We start from the raw sequence: 18,163 nt of genomic DNA, 5'->3' as shown, positions 1-18,163 counted from the left end.
GCGGATCCCCGCATGTGTTCGGCAAAAGGCGCTGCGCTTGACATTTCTGAATTATGTGAGAACATAAAGAGAACAAAGCGCTTGCAGGAGACCATCATGCAGACTGAGCGTAGCATAAGCCCGGATGCCATCATCGAACGTGCGCTTGCCGCCGTGGAAAAATCCAGACAGCGGCGTGAGCGCTGGGAGCGTGAAAAGCAAAGCCGTTTCGAACGTATCCAGATTGCCAATACACGTCAGCCTGCGGCTGCCTTGAAGGCTGGGCGGCAGTTGAGTCTGCGTTTGGACGGCTAACTGAAGACCGACGACGGTACGGTGCGCGATTCCCGCGCATCGGGAAGGTGGCCTCAGTGCTATCTGATCAGTGGGAGGCAGGCGCCGGTCTCAGTGGTGGACGACAACGCTCTTTTTCTTTTGGTCATCCTCTTCCGCCCTGTTCATAGCGCGGGTGAGAACCTGGGATGCGGTGTCGCCTTCAAGTTCGAAAGCCGCTTCTTTTGTGCCGACATATTGGTCAGACAACAGTTTTTTTATCTGGCCGGCATCAAGTTCGACATCGTCGAACACCACGCCGACATAACGGGTCGCTTCGCCCTCGATATTGCGGAAACAACGACCTATGCCGACAACATGGACGATACTCCCGTCAGGGCGGGTAACGTGATAATCCTGAAAACAGGAACCGCCAGTCGAAATCGCGTGATGAAGGGTTTTGGCGACGTCGCGGCGATCACCTTCCCACACCGCTGCCAGATAAGCTTCGATCGGTAATCCGTCGCGGACACCATCCGCATCAAGACCGAAAATTTCGGCAAAATGCTCGTCGGCGCAGAGAAGGTTGGTGTCGACATTCCAGTGGAAGATGCCGGCATCATCCGATGACAAGGCAAAAATGCTGGTTTCTGGTTCGCTCATGATGAAGCCTCAACAGAAGATCATCCCAGACTATTCCTCAATACGGAAATAGCAAGCGCATTGCATATGTGACGATGTATCATCCTGTGGACATGATGCACTGATACCCAAACCTCGCCGAATCACATCGGCCGTCATGCTGCGCTGCGGTGATCTATCGGGGCACCGGCGGCATTCGGGTTGATTTCGGCCTGTTTTGACCCAGTTTTAACAATGCAATTGCGCTGCGTTGCGGCATATTTGCAGCAAGGCACAGATAAACCGAAGCTGAATTCCTTGTTCATGCTACATTCAGGCTTTGTAAAAGCCACATTTTTTTGTATGCTTATATGCGTTGAGGCTGCTGTATGATGCAGGGCCGATCGCCATGCTTTGTATGGTTCATGAGCTGAAAAGCACCATTAGATCGTAGTCTATTTCGTTTCCGGGCCTGTCGGGTCCGGGACTTCGTCAGCGCAGGGCAGGGCTTTTTCAGCCCATGGATGTCCGTGCAGGCCCGAACTGCGTCAAAGCGCATCGAAGCGGATGCGTGGCGCACAGTCAAAAGCCTCGATGAGGATTGATGGATATGTTTCATTTACGCGCGGGCGCGGTTTTTGCGCCCATACTGCTGATGATATCGGCTGGTTCCGCATTTGCGGATGAAAGACCGTTGATCTGGGCGCCGACCAAAAATTCCGACACCAGCTATGCTGTGAAGCTTGGCCTTCGCCTCCCGAACGAATTGCAGACGGAAGCGGGCATCAATCTTGGCCTCGATGCCTCGAACAGGGGGGCGGTGGTCAATACGCCGGTTCGTTTCTGGGGCAAGGTGACCGCCTCCAGCATCCAGACGCCGGCCTATCAGCTGAAACGCGATATTGGCGTCAATCTCGACGCGGTAAGCGGCAGCAGCGCTGCCCGCGTCACCATGTCGGAAAAGCGCATCGCCAGCGAGACGCTCGATGTCGAACTCAGCCGCCAGTACGGTGTTCGTTATGACGGTGCGGCGGATGCCTGGAAGGGCGAGGCCACGCAATCGGTGAAATTTTCCCGCGCCGGCACCGGCACGGCCGTCATCATCGAGGCCAAGGCGCTGGATACGTTCAAGGAACTCGGTGGCGGCATTGCTGTCGAGCAAAAGGTGACCGAGCGTTTGTCGCTGAATGGCAGGATCGACCAGACCACCAACGCAGATCGGCCGACCAGCAATATCGGAGCGCGATATACGTTCAAGTGGTGAACTGGCCGAGGCCTCAGCTGCGTCGCTGCATCATAAAGTCGGGATTGAAAAAGGGGCGCAGTGCGCCCCTTTCGTGTTTTCGATCTTGCTCGATCCGCGCAGGGCGGGCCTAGTGCAGGATCTGGCTGAGGAAGAGGCGGGTGCGCTCGTGCTGCGGATTGTCGAAGAATTCCTGCGGGGAATTCTGTTCGACGATCTGGCCTTGGTCCATGAAGATCACCCGGTTGGCCACCTGGCGGGCAAAGCCCATTTCGTGGGTGACGCAGAGCATGGTCATGCCTTCTTCGGCAAGGCTCACCATGGTGTCGAGCACTTCCTTGACCATTTCCGGGTCGAGTGCCGAGGTGGGTTCATCGAACAGCATGATCTTCGGCTTCATGCAGAGCGAGCGGGCGATCGCCACGCGCTGCTGCTGGCCGCCGGACAGCTGGCCCGGATATTTGTGGGCCTGTTCCGGGATCTTGACGCGCTTGAGGTAGTGCATCGCCACTTCCTCGGCTTCCTTCTTCGGCATCTTCCGCACCCAGATCGGCGCCAGCGTGCAGTTTTCCAGGATCGTCAGATGCGGGAAGAGATTGAAGTGCTGGAACACCATGCCGACTTCGCGGCGCACTTCATCGATCTTCTTCAGATCGTTGGTGAGCTCGATATTGTCGACGATGATATTGCCGGACTGATGTTCTTCCAGGCGGTTGATGCAACGGATCATCGTCGACTTGCCGGAGCCCGAAGGCCCGGCGATGACGATGCGCTCGCCCTTCATTACCTTCAGGTTGATGTCGCGCAGCACGTGAAAGTCGCCATACCACTTGTTCATGCCGATGATTTCGACAGCGACGTCGGTGGAGGAGACGGTCATTTTGGGTTGGGCGTCAGCCATGTTTTTTCCCCTTATTATCGTTTGTGGCCGGTATCGAGGTGCCGTTCCATGAAGGCGGAATAGCGCGACATGCCGAAGCAGAAGATCCAGTAGACGAGCGCAGCAAAGACGAGACCCGTCAGTGGCGTCATCGGCGTGATCCAGGTCGTGTCGGTGAAATTCAGGCGGATGATGTTGAGGAGGTCGAACATGCCGATGATCGACACGAGCGAGGTATCCTTGAACAGTCCGATGAACGTGTTGACGATGCCCGGGATGACCACCTTGATGGCTTGCGGCAATACGATCAGCCGCATTTTCTGCCAGTAGCTGAGACCAAGAGAATCAGCGCCTTCGCTCTGACCCTTGGGAATGGCCTGCAGACCGCCACGGATGACTTCCGCCATATAGGCCGAGGCAAACAATGCCACGCCCACGAGAGCGCGTAGAAAATTGTCGATCGTCCAGCCGGTCGGCAGAAAGAGCGGCAACATCACGTTGGCCATGAACAGAACCATGACCAGCGGCACGCCACGGATCACCTCGATGAAGAGAACGCAGAACATTTTGACGACCGGCATATGGGATCTGCGCCCCAGCGCCAGAAGAATGCCGACGGGGAAGGAAACGGCGATGCCCACAAAGGACAGGATCAGCGTCACCATCATGCCGCCCCAGAGCGGGGTGTCCACCCGCTGAAGGCCGAAATAACCGCCATGTAGCAGGAAGAAGGCGACCACCGGGAAGACGACGAAAAGCAGGACGGCGTTGACCGCCTTGTGCGGCAGTTTCGGGATCATCAGCGGCACGAGCAGCACGATGAACATGGCGCCGACCAGCATCACACGCCAGCGTTCATCAAGCGGATAACGACCGAAGATGAACTGCTGGAAACGATCCTGTACGAAAGCCCAGCAGGCGCCCTTCCAGCCGTCCGGCTGGATGCCGCCCTGTGCGACGGTGGCGCAGACCGAACGGTCCGAACCGACCCAACTCGCCTGAATGATCAGCCAGTTGATGATGCCGGGCAGGGTGAAGGCCAGAAGCGCCAGCGCCAGAATGGTCAGGACGACATCTTTTGGCGTGGCGAGCAGATTGGTGCGCAGCCAGCCGGCAGCACTGTTGTTGCTGACCGGTGGTGCTTCGGCGGCAAGCATGTCGCCGCGGACGTAGGAGAGTTTGTTGTCGGTCATCGCTTATCTCTCCACCAGGGCCATTTTGGCATTGAACCAGTTCATGAACAGCGAGGTGACGATGCTGATGGTCAGGTAGATGGTCAGCATGATCGAGATCATCTCGATCGCCTGACCGGTCTGGTTCAGCGAGGTGCTGCCGGTAGAGAACAGTTCGGGAAAGCCGATTGCCACACCCAGAGACGAGTTTTTCGTCAGGTTGAGATACTGGCTGGTCAGCGGCGGAATGATGATGCGGAAGGCCTGCGGCACGACGACGAGCTGCGTCGTCTTGTTCGGCTGCAGGCCGAGTGCCGCCGCCGCCTCAGTTTGCCCCTTGCCGACGCCCTTGATGCCGGCGCGGATGATCTCCGCAATGAAGGCAGCCGTATAAAGCGACAAGGCGAGATAGAGTGCGACGAATTCCGGCCGGATATTGCCCCCGCCGGACAGGTTGAAGCGACCTTCGATCGGATAGTCGAAGGTGAGCGGTGAACCCATGGCGAAAAATGTGACGAGCGTCAGGCCGATGATGATGGCCGCAGCGATCCAGCCGGTCGGCAATTGCTTGCCGGTCCGCATCTGGCGCTTCTTTTGCCAGAAGCCGAAGCCGATTGCAGCGATGACCGCGACGACGAAGGCAATCGGAAGCATCGATGCGCCTTCACCCCAGACCGGATAAGGAAAGGTCAGGCCGCGATTGCTGAGGAAGGTCGAAAGAGGTCCCTGAATGGCATCGCGCGGTTGCGGCAAGATGGCCAGAACGCCGGAATACCAGAAGAAGATAACCAGCAGCGGCGGAATGTTGCGGAATACTTCCACATAGACCGTGCAGAGCTTGGCGATCAGCCAGTTCTTCGAAAGGCGCCCGATACCGATGATGAAACCGACGATCGTCGCGGTAATGATGCCGGTGACGGCAATCAGAAGCGTGTTGAGGAAGCCGACCAAAATGGCGCGGCCATAGGTCGAATCGCTGGAATAGGCGATCAGAGACTGGCCGATATCGAAGCCCGAGCGGCCGTTCAGAAAGCCGAAACCCGAAGCCGTATTCGAGCGGGCGAGGTTGGTGCTGACATTGTGGGCGATCCACATGACAGAAACGACGATGACAACCACGGTCAACACCTGGAAGAAGATGCTGCGAACCTTGGGGTCGTAGATAAGTGATGTGGTTTCCCGCTTGGGCGGGGGCGCAATTACGGCTTTATCCGTCATGCTATGCCAATCCCCTGTAGCCTCTTATGGGCCTTTTGTTTGTTTTTATTTTTGTTTTTAGACGTTCAGGAAGAAAAATCCGCAAGGGGCGGGGCCACCTTGCGGACTTTCAGATCATGCGATTAGCGGACCGGCGGTGCGTATTGCAGGCCGCCCTTGCTCCACAGAGCGTTGAGGCCGCGAGCGATCTTCAGCGGGCTGCCCTGGCCGATATTGCGCTCAAAAACTTCGCCGTAATTGCCGACGCCCTTGATCACGTTATAGGCCCAGTCGTTGGTCAGGCCGAGGTCGGTGCCGATCTTGGTATCGGTTTCGGTGCCGAGGAAGCGCTTGATGTCCGGGTTGGTTGAGTTCTTGAACTCATCGACATTGGCCTGGGTAATGCCGAATTCTTCGGCCTGAACCAGGGCGTAACCGACCCAGGTCACGACGTCGAGCCACTTGTCATCACCCTGACGGACGGCCGGTGCGAGCGGCTCCTTGGAGATGATTTCCGGCAGAATGACGTGCTCGTCCGGGTTGGAGAGCGCCAGACGCGTGGCATACAGGCCCGACTGGTCGGTCGTGTAAACGTCGCAACGGCCGGCCTGGTAGGCGGCGTTCACTTCTTCGAGCTTTTCGAAGACGACCGGGTTGTACTGCAGGTTGTTGGTGCGGAAATAGTCGGCGAGGTTGAGTTCGGTCGTGGTGCCGGACTGAACGCAGACGGCGGCGCCGGACAGTTCGAGAGCCGACTTCACGTTCAGTGACTTCGGAACCATGAAGCCCTGGCCGTCATAGTAGTTGACGTAACGGAAGTTGAAGCCCAGCGCGGTGTCGCGGCTGATGGTCCAGGTGGTGTTACGGGCCAGAATATCGACTTCACCCGACTGCAGGGCGGTAAAGCGGCTCTGCGCGGTGGTTGGCGTGTATTTCACTTTGCTGGCATCGTTGAAAATCGCGGCTGCAACGGCGCGGCAGTAATCGACGTCGAAACCTTTCCAGGCGCCGGATGCATCCGGCTGTGCAAAGCCAGCGAGACCGGTGTTGACGCCGCACTGGACAAAACCCTTGGCCTTGACGTCGTCGAGCGTGGCCGCGGATGCCGCCGAGCCGATGCCCAGGACTGCTGCGCCAATTGCAGCTGACAGAAGCGTCTTTTTCATTTTCCCAACCTTATCTGTTTTTGTGATGGATCCCAGCCGGCTGCAAAGCATAACTGCTCGCTGCCCTGACTGCTCGCAAGGCCTCCCCATGACGAGCAATGCCTATCACAGTCGCAAAACCAGTCATGGTCAAGATGCGCCTGCCTAATTCCTGCCTCAAACCATAACAAATGCGAAAATATGCACAGTGTGCGAGCAAAAGCTCAATAACTGAGCATGGGTTGCATAAGCTCTAAGCTATGGGAGCGCCGATATTTTCTCGGTTTTGCCTGCGGCTTGACCCTCCTGCCGCACGTCTGCCAAAGATTGCGTCAAATCTTTGAAAGAGGGCCGTGAGCAGGATATGACAAAAGACACTTTTTTAGACAATGCTGGACCAAACACGCGGCTTGCGCATGTCGGCTACAATCCGCGTGATTATCACGGTTTCGTCAATCCTCCGGTGGTCCACGCGTCGACTGTGCTTTTCCCCGATTGCCGCACGATGGAGCGTCACGATCAGAAATATACCTATGGTACCCGCGGCACGACCACGACAGACGCACTATGCGAGGCGCTGGATGAATTGGAGGGGTCTGCCGGCACAGTTCTGGTGCCGTCGGGACTGGCCGCCATCAGCATTCCGTTCCTCGCCTATCTGTCGGCGGGGGATCATGCGCTGATCGTCGATTCGGTTTATGAACCGGCTCGGCATTTCTGCAATACGATGCTGAAAAGACTGGGCGTCGAGGTCGAATATTACGATCCCGAAATCGGCGCTGGCATCGAAGCCCTGATCCGTCCGAACACGAAACTCGTGCATACGGAAGCGCCGGGTTCGAACACGATGGAAATGCAGGATATCCGCGCCATCAGCGATGCGGCGCACAGGCATGACTGCGTGGTCACCATGGACAATACCTGGGCGACGCCGCTTTATTTCCGCCCGCTCGATTTCGGTGTCGACGTTTCCATCCACGCGACGACAAAATATCCGTCGGGTCATTCCGATGTCGTCATGGGGTCAGTTTCGGCCAATGCAAAACACTGGCCGGCACTTCTGGCAGCCCATGGCGCCATGGGCATTTGCGGTGCGCCGGACGATTCCTACCAGATCCTGCGCGGTCTCCGCACCATGGGCATTCGTCTCGAACACCACCAGAAAAGCGCGCTGGAAATCGCCAAATGGCTGGAAAGCCGCGACGATGTCGCCAAGGTTCTGCATCCGGCATTGCCGAGCTTTCCGGGGCACGACATCTGGAAACGTGACTTCAAGGGCGCGAGCGGTGTGTTTTCCTTCGTGCTCAAGGTCGATGAGCAGGCGGAGTTCAAGACGCGCTCGCATGCCTTTCTGGATGCGCTGAAACTTTTTGGCCTCGGTTATTCCTGGGGCGGTTATGAAAGTCTCGCCGTGCCGGTCAACCTGTCGGACCGCACGATCCGCAAGGCGCCGAGCGAAGGCCCGGTCATCCGCCTGCAGATCGGGTTAGAAGATGTCGCCGACATCAAGCGTGACCTTGAAGCCGGCTTCAACGCGGCGGCTGCCGCGGTAAAATGATCAGGGATCGGCGGCGTTGAAGCCGTAGAGCCAGTCCAGGTCAGCCGCAAGCGATTGCGGCGACCGCAACGAAAGAACCGCATCACGCGCCAGCCGAACGGGCCCACGGGCGTGATAGGCGAAACGATTGAATGCGCCGCGATTGCGCACCTTGTCGGTTCTGGCCACCCGTTCCTGTTCGAAAGCGGTAAGCCGTTCCGCCAACGTGCCCGAGCGGCTGATATGCACGGCAAGACGTGCCGCATCCTCAATCGCCATCGAGGCACCCTGGGCGGCAAACGGCATCATGGCATGGGCCGCGTCGCCGATCAGGACGGTGTCGTGGCCATTGTGCCACTGCCCGCGCTCGACTTCGTAGAGGGGCCAGAAGGTTGCGTCTTTCGCCTGACTGAGCAGTTCCTGGATTTGTGAATGCCACAGCGAGAACTGCCGCATCAGCAGGTCGTGCTGTTTTGTATTGGCATGTGCCTGCCATGTCTGACCCGGATTGAGGCCCGTGGAGATGGCAACGACGTTGTAGCCGTCGATTTCTTTCAGCGGATAGGAAACCAGATGTGCGCCCGGTCCCATGAAGGCGGTGACCGCATTGACCTTCAGCGCCGGCGGCGCCTTGCGTGCCGGTATGGTCAGGCGCCAGGCGATGTTGCCGGAAAAAGTGGGGATGGGTGACTGCGGTACGATGGTGCGCACCTGCGACCAGACGCCGTCCGCACCGATGACGAGGTCAGGACGATGGCCGGTCGTGGCGGCAAATGCATCAAGGTCAGGATGATCGAGACGGGCGCCGAGATGGAGTGCGCACAAAGGCTGTTGCTGGACAGCCGAGAGCAGGGCGCTCTGGAGGGTTGTCCGGTGCAATACGCCGTAAGGCGCGCGCCAACGCTCGCGCGCGAAGCGACCGACCGGCACATTGGCCAGAACGCGAAGCGACAGGCCGGAAGCGAGCGCGATGTGATCGGGCTCGTTCCAGACCGTTTCCAGTGATTTCAGGACGCCGAGTTCGGCGAGAATGCGCGAAGCGTTCGGCGACACCTGAAGGCCCGCGCCGACTTCCTCAAGGCGCGTTGCCTGTTCGATGATATCGCTGGCAATGCCGCGACGCGCCAATGCCAAGGCCGCCGTCAGGCCGGCCATGCCGGCGCCGACGATCGCAACTCTTTTGATTGTCATGGGCTTGGACCGGAGGTCAGGCCGCCTTGACGTGGAACACGCAACCGGCCGGCTCGGTCTGGTCGGCCTTCAGTGTCGGATTGTAGCGATAGAGCGTCGAGCAATAGGAGCAGACCTTCTCGTTGTCGTCGCCCATATCGATATAGATGTGCGGATGGTCGAAGGGCACGTTGGCGCCCGTGCACATGAATTCCTTGACACCGATCGCGATGACCGCGTGACCGCCGTCGTTCTGGAAGTGAGGAATTGCATGCCCGGCCATGTTCGTCTCCGATCGATGTGTTGCGACGGACCATATAGTGAGGCCCGCTGAATGTGTAGGAAAAATTCTAATGTGACCATTCTCGGAAAGGTCGCATCTTGTCGTCTGTCAGTTCAGCGTCTCGGTTCTCCGCCCGGCGCATAAACGGTCTTCTGTTCGAAGCGGAACTTGTGGCCGCAGCGGCAGCGGATCATGTGTTTGCGCGGATCGTTCGAGGCGAATTCCGTGACAAAACCGACCGGCATCTCGTCCACTTGAAATCCCGGCGTCTTGCGGCGCGGATCGTCGTCCTCGGAGACCTCGGCATAACCGGCGTGTCCGCATTGCGAGCATTCGAGCTTTCGGGAATATCGGTCGCGTGCAGCCAAGATTTGTCCTTTCGATTTGCCGCGCTTATAGACCGCGTCATCGTCATGATGAAGTGGATTTGATCGCGCGCACTTGAAACTTGCACCAAAAATTGCGTTTAAGCACCGAAGGCGGCTTCATGCTATCAAGGCCGCGAGACGAAATATGCCGTCCAGACAGGATATGCCATGAACCTCAATGCCCCGACCTTTTCGCAGTTCGACCATGATGGCCTGAAGATTTCGTTTTTCGACGAAGGCGAGCCGTCCGGCGATCCGGTGCTGCTGATCCACGGTTTTGCCTCGACGGCGACGGTCAACTGGGTGCATCCGGGCTGGCTGAAAACGCTGGGCGAGGCGGGCTACCGCGTCATCGCGCTCGACAATCGTGGCCATGGCACAAGCGACAAGCCGCGCGACGCCGAAGCCTATCGCCCGTGGGTGATGGCGACCGATGCGATCGCGCTGCTCGATCATCTCGGCATCGATCAGGCGCATTTCATGGGCTATTCCATGGGCGCGCGCATCTCCACCTTTGCGGCACTTGCCAACCCGGAGCGTATCCGCTCGCTGGTTCTTGGTGGTCTGGGCATCGGTATGACTGATGGCGTCGGTGACTGGGATCCGATCGCGGATGCGCTGGTGGCGCCGTCCGTGGACGATGTCACGCATGAACGCGGCCGCATGTTCCGCATGTTCGCCGAGCAGACGAAAAGTGACCGTGATGCGCTGGCAGCCTGCATCCGTGGCTCGCGCGATCTGGTCGAGCGTTCCGATATGGGCAAGATCGACATTCCGACGCTGATCGGTGTCGGTACCAAGGATGATATCGCCGGTTCGCCGGAGGAACTGGCGGCACTGATGCCTCGCGCGCAGGCGCTGGACATACCGAACCGCGACCACATGCTGGCCGTCGGCGACCGCGTGTTCAAGGCGGCTGTGCTGGAATTCTATGCAAGCCTTTGAATGGCGCTGAACCTATGGTTCACCGGAATGCATTTCCAGTGCCATTGGTATCGTCGCAAACTTGTTCTATATAATGAGCGCCTGAAGAAACAAGGAAGTCTCCATGTCCGCACGTCACGAGGCCCTGCAGAAGGATGCCGTCGCCATGGTGGATCCGATCTGGGATACGCTGCGCCAGGAAGCGCGCGCCGGAGCGGAGCACGATCCATTGCTTGCCGCCTTTCTCTATTCGACGGTGCTGAACCATCGTTCGCTGGAAGACTGCGTCATCCATCGCATCTGCGAGCGCCTCGACCATCCGGATCTGCAGGCCGTTCTCCTGCGCCAGACGTTTGAGGAAATGCTGGCCGACTGGCCGGAATGGGGCGCCATCCTGCGCGTCGATATCCAGGCCGTTTACGACCGTGATCCTGCCTGCCTGCGCTTCCTCGAGGCCGTACTGTATTTCAAGGGTTTTCATGCCCTGCAGACGCATCGCCTTGCGCACTGGCTGATGAACCGCGGTCGCCGCGATTTCGCGCTTTACATGCAGAGCCGTTCTTCCAGCGTGTTCCAGACGGACATCAATCCCGCCGCCCGCATCGGCAAGGGCATCTTCCTTGACCATGCCACGGGCCTCGTCGTCGGCGAAACGGCGGTGATCGGTGACAATGTGTCGATCCTGCATGGCGTGACGCTGGGCGGTACCGGCAAGGAAGGCGCCGACCGTCACCCGAAGATCGGGGATGGCGTGCTGATCGGGGCAGGGGCCAAAATCCTCGGCAATATCGAGATCGGCCATTGCTCACGTGTTGCTGCCGGTTCCGTCGTGCTCAAGCCCGTGCCGCACAATACCACGGTTGCCGGTGTTCCCGCAAAGGTTGTCGGCAATGCCGGCTGCTCGGAGCCGTCGCGCGTCATGAACCAGATGCTGCTGGCCGAGGATTGACCCTGAAAGCCAGTGCGCTATCTCGCCATTCTCATCATTGAGGATGGCGGTTTTTCCCGTCTTTACAATTCCCGCCAACCCATGTCACAAGCGCCGCAACACGAACGACAGACGGAGAAACGCCAGTGAAACCGGACGAAATCAAGAAACTCGACGCCTATTTCAAGCGCGTTTTCAACCCGACCTTCGTGGTCAAGGCGCGCCCGCGCAAGGATGACTCGGCCGAGGTCTATGCCGGCGACGAATTTTTGGGCGTTGTCTACGTGGACGACGAGGACGAAGAGCGTTCCTACAACTTCTCGATGGCGATCCTCGACGTCGATCTTTGATCGACATCGGATACCGGACATGAACGGAGCGGGCTTCAGGCCCGCTTTTTTCATGGCCGGCAACAGGGACGTTCGCAAGTCGGCCCGGCGCAAGCTAGCGGGCGCATCTTTTTTCGATGAGCCGCCGCTCCTATATGACCGACAACAGCGAGATCAATCGTTGTCGGGATGACTTGATACTGTCGTGCAGTCCCGCATTTTCCGCTTCATGGATGACTTCCGTTTCGGAATTGTGATTGCGCAGGAGCGTGGAGGGCTTAAAATCCTTCGCGAATGAACTAAGTTAAAGGTCCAATGTCCGGTTCGATCAACCTCCCAATGATCGGCTGCCGGACGACTGGGGAATGAAAGACGATGATCGCAGCGCCGATCTTTATGCAGGACGACAAGAACGGAAACGGCGACGAAGGTAATCGCGGAACTTCGGTGATCACCCGAACGAAACCGAAGACCAAGAAGCCAAGTCTCTACCGTGTGCTTTTGCTGAATGACGACTACACTCCCATGGAGTTCGTCATTCATGTTCTGGAGCGTTTTTTCCAGAAAGACCTCGACGCGGCGACGCGCATCATGCTCCACGTTCACAATCATGGCGTGGGAGAATGTGGTGTCTTTACGTATGAGGTCGCAGAGACCAAAGTAAGTCAGGTCATGGATTTCGCCCGACAGCATCAGCATCCGCTGCAATGTGTTATGGAAAAGAAGTGAGGTAACGCCGTGCCAACATTTTCGCCTAGTCTCGAAAAGGCGCTGCATCAGGCACTGACCTTCGCCAATGAGCGGCACCACGAATATGCAACGCTGGAGCATCTGCTCCTCGCGCTGATCGACGATTCCGATGCGGCGGCTGTGATGGGCGCGTGCAATGTCAATCTGGACAATCTTCGCAAGACGGTTTCCGATTACGTCGATAACGAACTTGCCAACCTCGTCACCGGCTACGACGAGGATTCTAAACCGACATCCGGCTTCCAGCGCGTCATCCAGCGCGCCGTTATCCACGTCCAGTCTTCCGGCCGTGAGGAAGTGACCGGTGCCAACGTGCTCGTCGCCATCTTTGCCGAGCGCGAGAGCCACGCCGCCTTCTTCCTGCAGGAGCAGGAAATGACGCGCTATGATGCGGTCAACTATATCAGTCACGGCATCGGCAAGCGGCCGGGTGCATCGCAAACGCGCACGCCGCGCGGTGCCGAAGAAGGTGATGCGGATGCCAAATCCTCGTCCTCGCGCGAGCAGGATGATGGTGCGACCAAGAAGCCTGCCGATGCACTCAAGGCCTATTGCGTCAACCTGAACGACAAGGCCAAGGACGGTCGCATCGATCCGCTGATCGGTCGCCATTCGGAGGTCAATCGCACGATCCAGGTGCTTTGCCGCCGCTCCAAGAACAACCCGCTTTATGTGGGTGATCCGGGCGTGGGCAAGACGGCGATCGCCGAAGGACTCGCCAAGCGTATCGTTGAAGGCAAGGTGCCGGAAGCGCTCGCCGATGCGACGATCTTCTCGCTCGACATGGGCACGCTGCTCGCCGGCACCCGGTATCGCGGTGACTTCGAGGAACGCCTGAAACAGGTCGTCAAGGAACTCGAAGAGTTTCCGGGCGCGGTCCTGTTCATCGACGAAATCCACACCGTCATCGGTGCGGGTGCGACGTCGGGCGGTGCCATGGATGCGTCCAACCTGTTGAAGCCGGCTCTGTCCTCGGGTCAGATCCGCTGCATCGGTTCGACCACCTATAAGGAATATCGCCAGTTCTTTGAAAAGGACCGGGCTCTGGTCCGTCGTTTCCAGAAGATCGACGTCAATGAGCCGTCGATCGACGATGCGATCGAAATCATGAAGGGCCTGAAACCCTATTTCGAAGAATACCACAAGCTGCGTTACACCAATGAGGCGATCAAGGCGGCTGTCGAGCTTTCGGCCCGCTACATCTCCGACCGCAAGCTGCCGGACAAGGCGATCGACGTGATCGACGAGACCGGTGCGGCGCAGATGCTGCTGACCGCTTCCAAGCGCCGCAAGCTGATCACCGAGAAGGAAATCGAGGCGACGATCGCCACGATGGCCCGCATTCCGGCGAAGACAGTGTCCAAGGATGACGAGATGGTTCTCGCCAACCTGGAAAAGGAACTGCGTTCCGTCGTCTACGGTCAGGACAAGGCGATCGAGGCGCTGTCGACGGCGATCAAGCTTGCCCGTGCAGGTCTTCGCGAACCGAACAAGCCGATCGGCTCCTACGTCTTCTCCGGCCCAACCGGCGTCGGCAAGACGGAAGTGGCCAAACAGCTTGCTTCTTCGCTCGGCGTGGAAATGCTGCGCTTCGACATGTCGGAATACATGGAACGCCACACGGTCTCGCGACTGCTCGGCGCACCTCCCGGTTATGTCGGTTTCGACCAGGGCGGTCTTCTGACCGATGGCGTCGACCAGCATCCGCATTCCGTGGTCCTGCTCGACGAAATCGAGAAGGCGCATCCGGATATCTACAATATCCTGCTGCAGGTCATGGACCATGGTTCGCTGACCGACCACAACGGCAAGAAGATCGATTTCCGTAACGTCATCCTGATCATGACGACCAATGCGGGCGCATCGGAAATGGCCAAGGCCGCCATCGGCTTCGGTTCCTCCAAGCGCACCGGTGAAGACGAAGAGGCATTGAACCGCCTGTTCACGCCGGAATTCCGCAACCGTCTCGATGCGATCATTCCGTTCGCACCGCTGCCGACGGAGGTCATCCATCAGGTTGTCCAGAAGTTCGTCATGCAGCTGGAAACCCAGCTCTCCGAGCGCAATGTCACGTTCGACCTGCATCAGGATGCGATCGCCTGGCTGGCCGACAAGGGCTATGATGAAAAGATGGGTGCGCGGCCGCTGTCGCGTGTCATCCAGGAGTACATCAAGAAGCCGCTCGCCAACGAGATCCTGTTCGGCAAGCTGCGCAAGGGTGGTGTGGTCAATGTGACGGTCGGCAAGGACGGCGAAGGCAAGGACACGCTGAAGCTCGAATGCATTTCCGAAGCCGCGCCGGTGAAGCCGAAGCCGGAGGCCGAAGTGAAGGGCGCGACGTCCGAGGCAAAGGGTAAGGTTTCGAAGCCGAAAACGGCCAAGAAGTCCGAACCGAAAGCCAAGGGTTCTGCCAAGGCTGAGGTCGTGGACGATGGTGACGTGATCGCCGAGGAGAAGCCTGCCAAGGCCGCTCCGAAAAAGGCTGGCGCTGTGCCGAAAGTGCCGAAGAAAAAGTGAGCCGCCTGGGTCGGTTCTCTCTAAACATTGCGATGCCGGGCTTGTCCCGGCATCGTCGTTTTTGTAGTCCGGTTGATGAATGATAACCGGACAACCCATGTCTTCACCTCGCGGCAATCTCGGCTGGTTCCTGACCGGCATGCGCGGCATTTTCTCCTTGCCCGCCTTCATCCTGATGACATCCTATGTCGGCTTCAGCGCCTTCGCGCTGGAATCAGGGCTGACGCGCGGCGAGGCCGTCGCCATGACGCTCGGCATCTGGGCCTTGCCGGCGCAGATGATTCTCGTCGGCAGCATGCTCGGCAATGCCCATATCACGGCGTCCTTCATCGCGGTCACGCTGTCATCGATCCGCATGATGCCGATGGTGGCGTCGATCATGCCGGAAATGCGCGCGAAGAAGACACCGCTGCCGGTGCTGCTGTTCGTATCGCATTTCATCGCCATCACATCCTGGGTCTTTGCCTCGCGGCATCTGCGCGACGTGCCGCGTGAATATCGCGTGGCGTTTTTTGCCGGTTTCGGCATGACGCTGACGCTGACGAATACGCTGATCGTCGGCGTCAGCTACGGCATCGTCTCGCAATTTCCGCCAGTCATCGCAGGCGCGCTATTCATGCTGACGCCCGTCTATTTCATATCGTCGCTATGGGCGAGTGCGGTGCAGCCGGTGGTCAAGCTCGCCTTTGTCATCGGCATCGTCGCCGGGCCGACACTGGCGCTGGTGGTGCCCGGATTTGATGTTCTGGTCGCCGGCATCGGCGGCGGCACGGTCGCCTATCTGATCGATCGATATCGGCGGCGCAAGGCCGGCGGAGGGCGGATCTGATGGCGGATGGCTGGTGGACCTATGTGGTCATCGTGGTTGCCGGGTTTCTGGCGACCGATATCTGGCGCTGGATGGGCGTGCTGATCGGCCACCGGCTGAACGAGGATTCCGAGGCGCTGTATTGGGTGCGGGCGGTAGCGACCGCGCTTGTGATGGCGGTCACGGCCAAGCTGATCGTATTCCCGACCGGCACGCTTGCCAACTCGCCGCTCTGGCTGCGTCTGGCCGCTGCGGGCATCGGGTTTGCGGTGTTTCTCGGGACGGGAAAAAGAGTGGCGGTCGGCGTGCTGGTGCCGATCGCCATTCTGATTGGCGGATTGCTGCTGTTGCAGCCGTAATCAGTTGCCGAGTTCGCCGATGATTTTTTCGGCGTTGGTGGCAAGCACGTCGCCATCTTCCATTTTGCCGGAATGCGGTTTCAGTGCCGCACCCTCGTGGCGCGGGATGATGTGGAAATGCAGGTGAAAGACGGTCTGGCCGGCAGCCGGTTCGTTGAACTGCGCGATAAACACGCCATCCGCATCAAAAGCGTCCTTGGCGGCCTTGGCGAGTTTCTGCACCACGGCAATCGTTTTGGCGAGGACTGCCGGATCGGCATCCAGCATGTTGCGTGACGGCTGCTTGGGGATGACGAGGAGATGGCCCGGCGCCTGTGGCATCACATCCATGAAGGCCAGCGTATCGGCGTCTTCATAAACGCGGTGGCAGGGGATTTCGCCGCGCAGGATCTTTGCAAAAATGTTGCCGTCGTCATAGGCGATGCCGCTCATGGATAAATCCTCTCCTTAGGGGTGCTTTTCCGCGTTTCAGTCTTGTTCCTGCCGTTCGCCTTTGCGGAACGGGCTGTGTTCGCTTAAGTAACCGCTCATTTCCTCAACGTCACGCCGCTCGCGCTCGAGATATTGGGCAACGGCATTTCGAAGGCCCGGATGGGCGATGTAATGGGCGGAATGGGTGGTGACGGGCAGATAACCACGCGCCAGCTTGTGTTCGCCCTGTGCGCCGGCCTCGACGCGTTTCAGGCCCTTGGCCAATGCGAAATCGATGGCCTGATGGTAACAGACCTCGAAATGCAGAAACGGGTGATCCTCGATACAGCCCCAGTGGCGGCCGTAAAGCGCATCCTCTCCGATGAAGTTGATGGCGCCTGCAATGTATTTGCCTTCGCGCTTGGCCATTACCAGCAGGATGTCATCGGGCATGCGCTCGCCGATCAGCGAATAGAATTGGCGTGTGAGATAGGGCCGGCCCCATTTGCGGCCGCCGGTATCCATGTAGAAGGTAAAAAACTGGTCCCAGATTTCTTCCGTGAGGTCCGAACCGGTCAGCCAGTCTATGGTGATGCCGTTTTCGAGTGCCGCGCGGCGTTCCTTTTTCAGGTCCTTGCGCTTGCGGGATGACAATGTGTCGAGAAAAGCCGCGTGATCGGCATAACCATTGTTGATGAAATGGAACTGCTGATCGGTGCGGTGCAGATAACCGTCATCCTCCAGCGCCGCCAGTTCCTCTTCTCGCACGAAAGTGACGTGGGCGGATGAAATGCCGAGTTGGCGCGTGACTTCCTGCAATCCGGCCGCCAGCGTGTCCTGCATCACGTCAGCGTCGTAGCCTTCGGCGGTCAGCAGGCGCGGGCCAGTGGCAGGCGTGAACGGCACGGTGCATTGCAGTTTGGGATAATAGCGCCCGCCGGCACGCTCGAAGGCGTCGGCCCAGCCGTGGTCGAACACGTATTCGCCCTGGCTATGGCTTTTCAGATAACCGGGAATGGCGCCGATCAGTTTTCCGCCTTCGGTTTCCAGCAGAAGATGATGGCCATGCCAGCCGGTCCTGGCCGTGGCCGAGCCGGATTCTTCCAGAGCGGAGAGATAGGCGTGGGAGAGGAAGGGATTGTAGGGCAGGGTGCCGCCCCGGTGGGTTCCGGAGAGGCGCGACCAGCTTTGCGGGCTGATCGCTTTGAACGCGTTTTCGATGCGGATCGTGAGATTTCCGGTCATGCGTCTCTTTTGGCGGCAGGAAGT

The 18,163-nt window shown here is 58.7% G+C and carries 21 protein-coding genes; 10 read left to right on the top strand and 11 right to left on the bottom strand.

What is annotated here, in order from left to right:
- The first annotated feature begins 96 nt into the window (after window positions 1–96).
- Window positions 97–294 (top strand): hypothetical protein, encoded by a 198-nt coding sequence (locus tag ACRQ1B_RS07715; RefSeq protein WP_432293043.1) that lies wholly within the window; start codon window positions 97–99, stop codon window positions 292–294.
- Window positions 295–384: 90 nt separating this feature from the next.
- On the opposite strand, the gene ACRQ1B_RS07710 is transcribed toward ACRQ1B_RS07715, so the two are convergent.
- Window positions 385–915 (bottom strand): PAS domain-containing protein, encoded by a 531-nt coding sequence (locus ACRQ1B_RS07710; RefSeq protein ID WP_432293042.1) that lies wholly within the window; start codon window positions 913–915, stop codon window positions 385–387.
- Window positions 916–1,049: 134 nt separating this feature from the next.
- Window positions 1,050–1,199 (bottom strand): hypothetical protein, encoded by a 150-nt coding sequence (locus ACRQ1B_RS07705; protein WP_432293041.1) that lies wholly within the window; start codon window positions 1,197–1,199, stop codon window positions 1,050–1,052.
- A gap of 284 nt (window positions 1,200–1,483) precedes the next feature.
- Here ACRQ1B_RS07705 and ACRQ1B_RS07700 point away from each other — a divergent pair, with 284 nt between their 5' ends.
- Window positions 1,484–2,137 (top strand): hypothetical protein, encoded by a 654-nt coding sequence (locus ACRQ1B_RS07700; RefSeq protein WP_432293040.1) that lies wholly within the window; start codon window positions 1,484–1,486, stop codon window positions 2,135–2,137.
- 109 nt (window positions 2,138–2,246) lie between these two features.
- On the opposite strand, the gene ACRQ1B_RS07695 is transcribed toward ACRQ1B_RS07700, so the two are convergent.
- The 4 genes from ACRQ1B_RS07695 to ACRQ1B_RS07680 form a co-directional block, all read right to left on the bottom strand.
- The gene (locus tag ACRQ1B_RS07695) at window positions 2,247–3,017 is read right to left on the bottom strand and encodes an amino acid ABC transporter ATP-binding protein (protein ID WP_432293039.1); all 771 of its coding nucleotides are present in this window, start codon (window positions 3,015–3,017) and stop codon (window positions 2,247–2,249) included.
- A 14-nt stretch (window positions 3,018–3,031) separates the two neighbouring features.
- On the bottom strand, window positions 3,032–4,189 hold the full coding sequence (locus ACRQ1B_RS07690) for an amino acid ABC transporter permease (protein ID WP_432293038.1): 1,158 nt from the start codon (window positions 4,187–4,189) through the stop codon (window positions 3,032–3,034).
- Between the two features lie 3 nt (window positions 4,190–4,192).
- Window positions 4,193–5,386 carry an amino acid ABC transporter permease gene (locus ACRQ1B_RS07685; RefSeq protein WP_432293037.1) on the bottom strand — a complete coding sequence of 398 codons (1,194 nt, stop codon included), beginning with the start codon at window positions 5,384–5,386 and terminating at the stop codon, window positions 4,193–4,195.
- Window positions 5,387–5,508: 122 nt separating this feature from the next.
- Window positions 5,509–6,531, bottom strand: a complete 1,023-nt coding sequence (locus ACRQ1B_RS07680) for an amino acid ABC transporter substrate-binding protein (RefSeq protein ID WP_432293036.1) — start codon at window positions 6,529–6,531, stop codon at window positions 5,509–5,511.
- A 343-nt stretch (window positions 6,532–6,874) separates the two neighbouring features.
- Between ACRQ1B_RS07680 and ACRQ1B_RS07675 the strand changes: the two genes are divergently transcribed.
- Window positions 6,875–8,068, top strand: coding sequence for a cystathionine beta-lyase (locus ACRQ1B_RS07675; RefSeq protein WP_432293035.1), 1,194 nt, complete (start codon window positions 6,875–6,877; stop codon window positions 8,066–8,068).
- On the opposite strand, the gene ACRQ1B_RS07670 is transcribed toward ACRQ1B_RS07675, so the two are convergent.
- From ACRQ1B_RS07670 to ACRQ1B_RS07660, 3 genes are all read right to left on the bottom strand, one after another.
- Window positions 8,069–9,238, bottom strand: coding sequence for an FAD-dependent monooxygenase (locus ACRQ1B_RS07670; protein ID WP_432293034.1), 1,170 nt, complete (start codon window positions 9,236–9,238; stop codon window positions 8,069–8,071).
- Between the two features lie 16 nt (window positions 9,239–9,254).
- Window positions 9,255–9,500 carry a zinc-finger domain-containing protein gene (locus ACRQ1B_RS07665; protein WP_432293033.1) on the bottom strand — a complete coding sequence of 82 codons (246 nt, stop codon included), beginning with the start codon at window positions 9,498–9,500 and terminating at the stop codon, window positions 9,255–9,257.
- 113 nt (window positions 9,501–9,613) lie between these two features.
- Window positions 9,614–9,868 (bottom strand): hypothetical protein, encoded by a 255-nt coding sequence (locus ACRQ1B_RS07660; RefSeq protein ID WP_432293032.1) that lies wholly within the window; start codon window positions 9,866–9,868, stop codon window positions 9,614–9,616.
- Window positions 9,869–10,036: 168 nt separating this feature from the next.
- On the opposite strand from ACRQ1B_RS07660, the gene ACRQ1B_RS07655 reads away from it, so the two are divergent.
- The 7 genes from ACRQ1B_RS07655 to ACRQ1B_RS07625 all read left to right on the top strand — a co-directional run bounded on the left by ACRQ1B_RS07655 (window position 10,037) and on the right by ACRQ1B_RS07625 (window position 16,483).
- Window positions 10,037–10,813: an alpha/beta fold hydrolase gene (locus ACRQ1B_RS07655; RefSeq protein ID WP_432293031.1), complete on the top strand. Its 777-nt coding sequence runs from the start codon at window positions 10,037–10,039 to the stop codon at window positions 10,811–10,813.
- Between the two features lie 103 nt (window positions 10,814–10,916).
- On the top strand, window positions 10,917–11,741 hold the full coding sequence (cysE, locus tag ACRQ1B_RS07650) for a serine O-acetyltransferase (protein ID WP_432293030.1): 825 nt from the start codon (window positions 10,917–10,919) through the stop codon (window positions 11,739–11,741).
- Between the two features lie 125 nt (window positions 11,742–11,866).
- Window positions 11,867–12,070, top strand: coding sequence for a DUF3126 family protein (locus tag ACRQ1B_RS07645; protein WP_112731183.1), 204 nt, complete (start codon window positions 11,867–11,869; stop codon window positions 12,068–12,070).
- Window positions 12,071–12,424: 354 nt separating this feature from the next.
- Window positions 12,425–12,778, top strand: coding sequence for an ATP-dependent Clp protease adapter ClpS (gene clpS, locus ACRQ1B_RS07640; RefSeq protein ID WP_432293029.1), 354 nt, complete (start codon window positions 12,425–12,427; stop codon window positions 12,776–12,778).
- A gap of 9 nt (window positions 12,779–12,787) precedes the next feature.
- Entirely contained in the window at window positions 12,788–15,316 is a 2,529-nt protein-coding gene (clpA, locus tag ACRQ1B_RS07635) for an ATP-dependent Clp protease ATP-binding subunit ClpA (protein WP_432293028.1), read from the top strand.
- A 97-nt stretch (window positions 15,317–15,413) separates the two neighbouring features.
- Window positions 15,414–16,145 (top strand): AzlC family ABC transporter permease, encoded by a 732-nt coding sequence (locus tag ACRQ1B_RS07630; protein WP_432293027.1) that lies wholly within the window; start codon window positions 15,414–15,416, stop codon window positions 16,143–16,145.
- On the top strand, window positions 16,142–16,483 hold the full coding sequence (locus tag ACRQ1B_RS07625) for an AzlD domain-containing protein (RefSeq protein ID WP_432293837.1): 342 nt from the start codon (window positions 16,142–16,144) through the stop codon (window positions 16,481–16,483). The genes ACRQ1B_RS07630 and ACRQ1B_RS07625 overlap by 4 nt, the downstream gene beginning before the upstream one ends.
- Here ACRQ1B_RS07625 and ACRQ1B_RS07620 read toward each other — a convergent pair whose 3' ends face one another.
- Both ACRQ1B_RS07620 and ACRQ1B_RS07615 read right to left on the bottom strand, forming a co-directional pair.
- Window positions 16,484–16,915, bottom strand: a complete 432-nt coding sequence (locus ACRQ1B_RS07620) for an HIT family protein (RefSeq protein ID WP_432293026.1) — start codon at window positions 16,913–16,915, stop codon at window positions 16,484–16,486. It abuts the gene before it with no gap.
- Window positions 16,916–16,951: 36 nt separating this feature from the next.
- Window positions 16,952–18,139 (bottom strand): GNAT family N-acetyltransferase, encoded by a 1,188-nt coding sequence (locus ACRQ1B_RS07615; protein WP_432293025.1) that lies wholly within the window; start codon window positions 18,137–18,139, stop codon window positions 16,952–16,954.
- Window positions 18,140–18,163: the final 24 nt, after the last annotated feature.

Origin of the sequence: Endobacterium panacihumi (assembly GCF_050847465.1) — a bacterium.
Lineage (GTDB): Bacteria > Pseudomonadota > Alphaproteobacteria > Rhizobiales > Rhizobiaceae > Neorhizobium > Neorhizobium panacihumi.
The sequence above is the reverse complement of the archived record's forward strand: the minus strand, read 5'-3'. Positions and strand labels throughout refer to the sequence as shown.

What these genes read in the sequence shown, in the direction of transcription:
- clpS (WP_432293029.1), top strand. Translation starts at nt 12,425, where the DNA reads ATGATCGCAGCGCCGATCTTTATGCAGGACGACAAGAACGGAAACGGC.
- ACRQ1B_RS07690 (WP_432293038.1), bottom strand. Translation starts at nt 4,189, where the DNA reads ATGACCGACAACAAACTCTCCTACGTCCGCGGCGACATGCTTGCCGCC.
- ACRQ1B_RS07680 (WP_432293036.1), bottom strand. Translation starts at nt 6,531, where the DNA reads ATGAAAAAGACGCTTCTGTCAGCTGCAATTGGCGCAGCAGTCCTGGGC.
- ACRQ1B_RS07685 (WP_432293037.1), bottom strand. Translation starts at nt 5,386, where the DNA reads ATGACGGATAAAGCCGTAATTGCGCCCCCGCCCAAGCGGGAAACCACA.
- ACRQ1B_RS07665 (WP_432293033.1), bottom strand. Translation starts at nt 9,500, where the DNA reads ATGGCCGGGCATGCAATTCCTCACTTCCAGAACGACGGCGGTCACGCG.
- ACRQ1B_RS07705 (WP_432293041.1), bottom strand. Translation starts at nt 1,199, where the DNA reads ATGAACAAGGAATTCAGCTTCGGTTTATCTGTGCCTTGCTGCAAATAT.
- ACRQ1B_RS07630 (WP_432293027.1), top strand. Translation starts at nt 15,414, where the DNA reads ATGTCTTCACCTCGCGGCAATCTCGGCTGGTTCCTGACCGGCATGCGC.
- ACRQ1B_RS07655 (WP_432293031.1), top strand. Translation starts at nt 10,037, where the DNA reads ATGAACCTCAATGCCCCGACCTTTTCGCAGTTCGACCATGATGGCCTG.
- ACRQ1B_RS07710 (WP_432293042.1), bottom strand. Translation starts at nt 915, where the DNA reads ATGAGCGAACCAGAAACCAGCATTTTTGCCTTGTCATCGGATGATGCC.
- ACRQ1B_RS07620 (WP_432293026.1), bottom strand. Translation starts at nt 16,915, where the DNA reads ATGAGCGGCATCGCCTATGACGACGGCAACATTTTTGCAAAGATCCTG.
- ACRQ1B_RS07700 (WP_432293040.1), top strand. Translation starts at nt 1,484, where the DNA reads ATGTTTCATTTACGCGCGGGCGCGGTTTTTGCGCCCATACTGCTGATG.
- ACRQ1B_RS07615 (WP_432293025.1), bottom strand. Translation starts at nt 18,139, where the DNA reads ATGACCGGAAATCTCACGATCCGCATCGAAAACGCGTTCAAAGCGATC.
- ACRQ1B_RS07670 (WP_432293034.1), bottom strand. Translation starts at nt 9,238, where the DNA reads ATGACAATCAAAAGAGTTGCGATCGTCGGCGCCGGCATGGCCGGCCTG.
- cysE (WP_432293030.1), top strand. Translation starts at nt 10,917, where the DNA reads ATGTCCGCACGTCACGAGGCCCTGCAGAAGGATGCCGTCGCCATGGTG.
- ACRQ1B_RS07715 (WP_432293043.1), top strand. Translation starts at nt 97, where the DNA reads ATGCAGACTGAGCGTAGCATAAGCCCGGATGCCATCATCGAACGTGCG.
- ACRQ1B_RS07675 (WP_432293035.1), top strand. Translation starts at nt 6,875, where the DNA reads ATGACAAAAGACACTTTTTTAGACAATGCTGGACCAAACACGCGGCTT.
- ACRQ1B_RS07695 (WP_432293039.1), bottom strand. Translation starts at nt 3,017, where the DNA reads ATGGCTGACGCCCAACCCAAAATGACCGTCTCCTCCACCGACGTCGCT.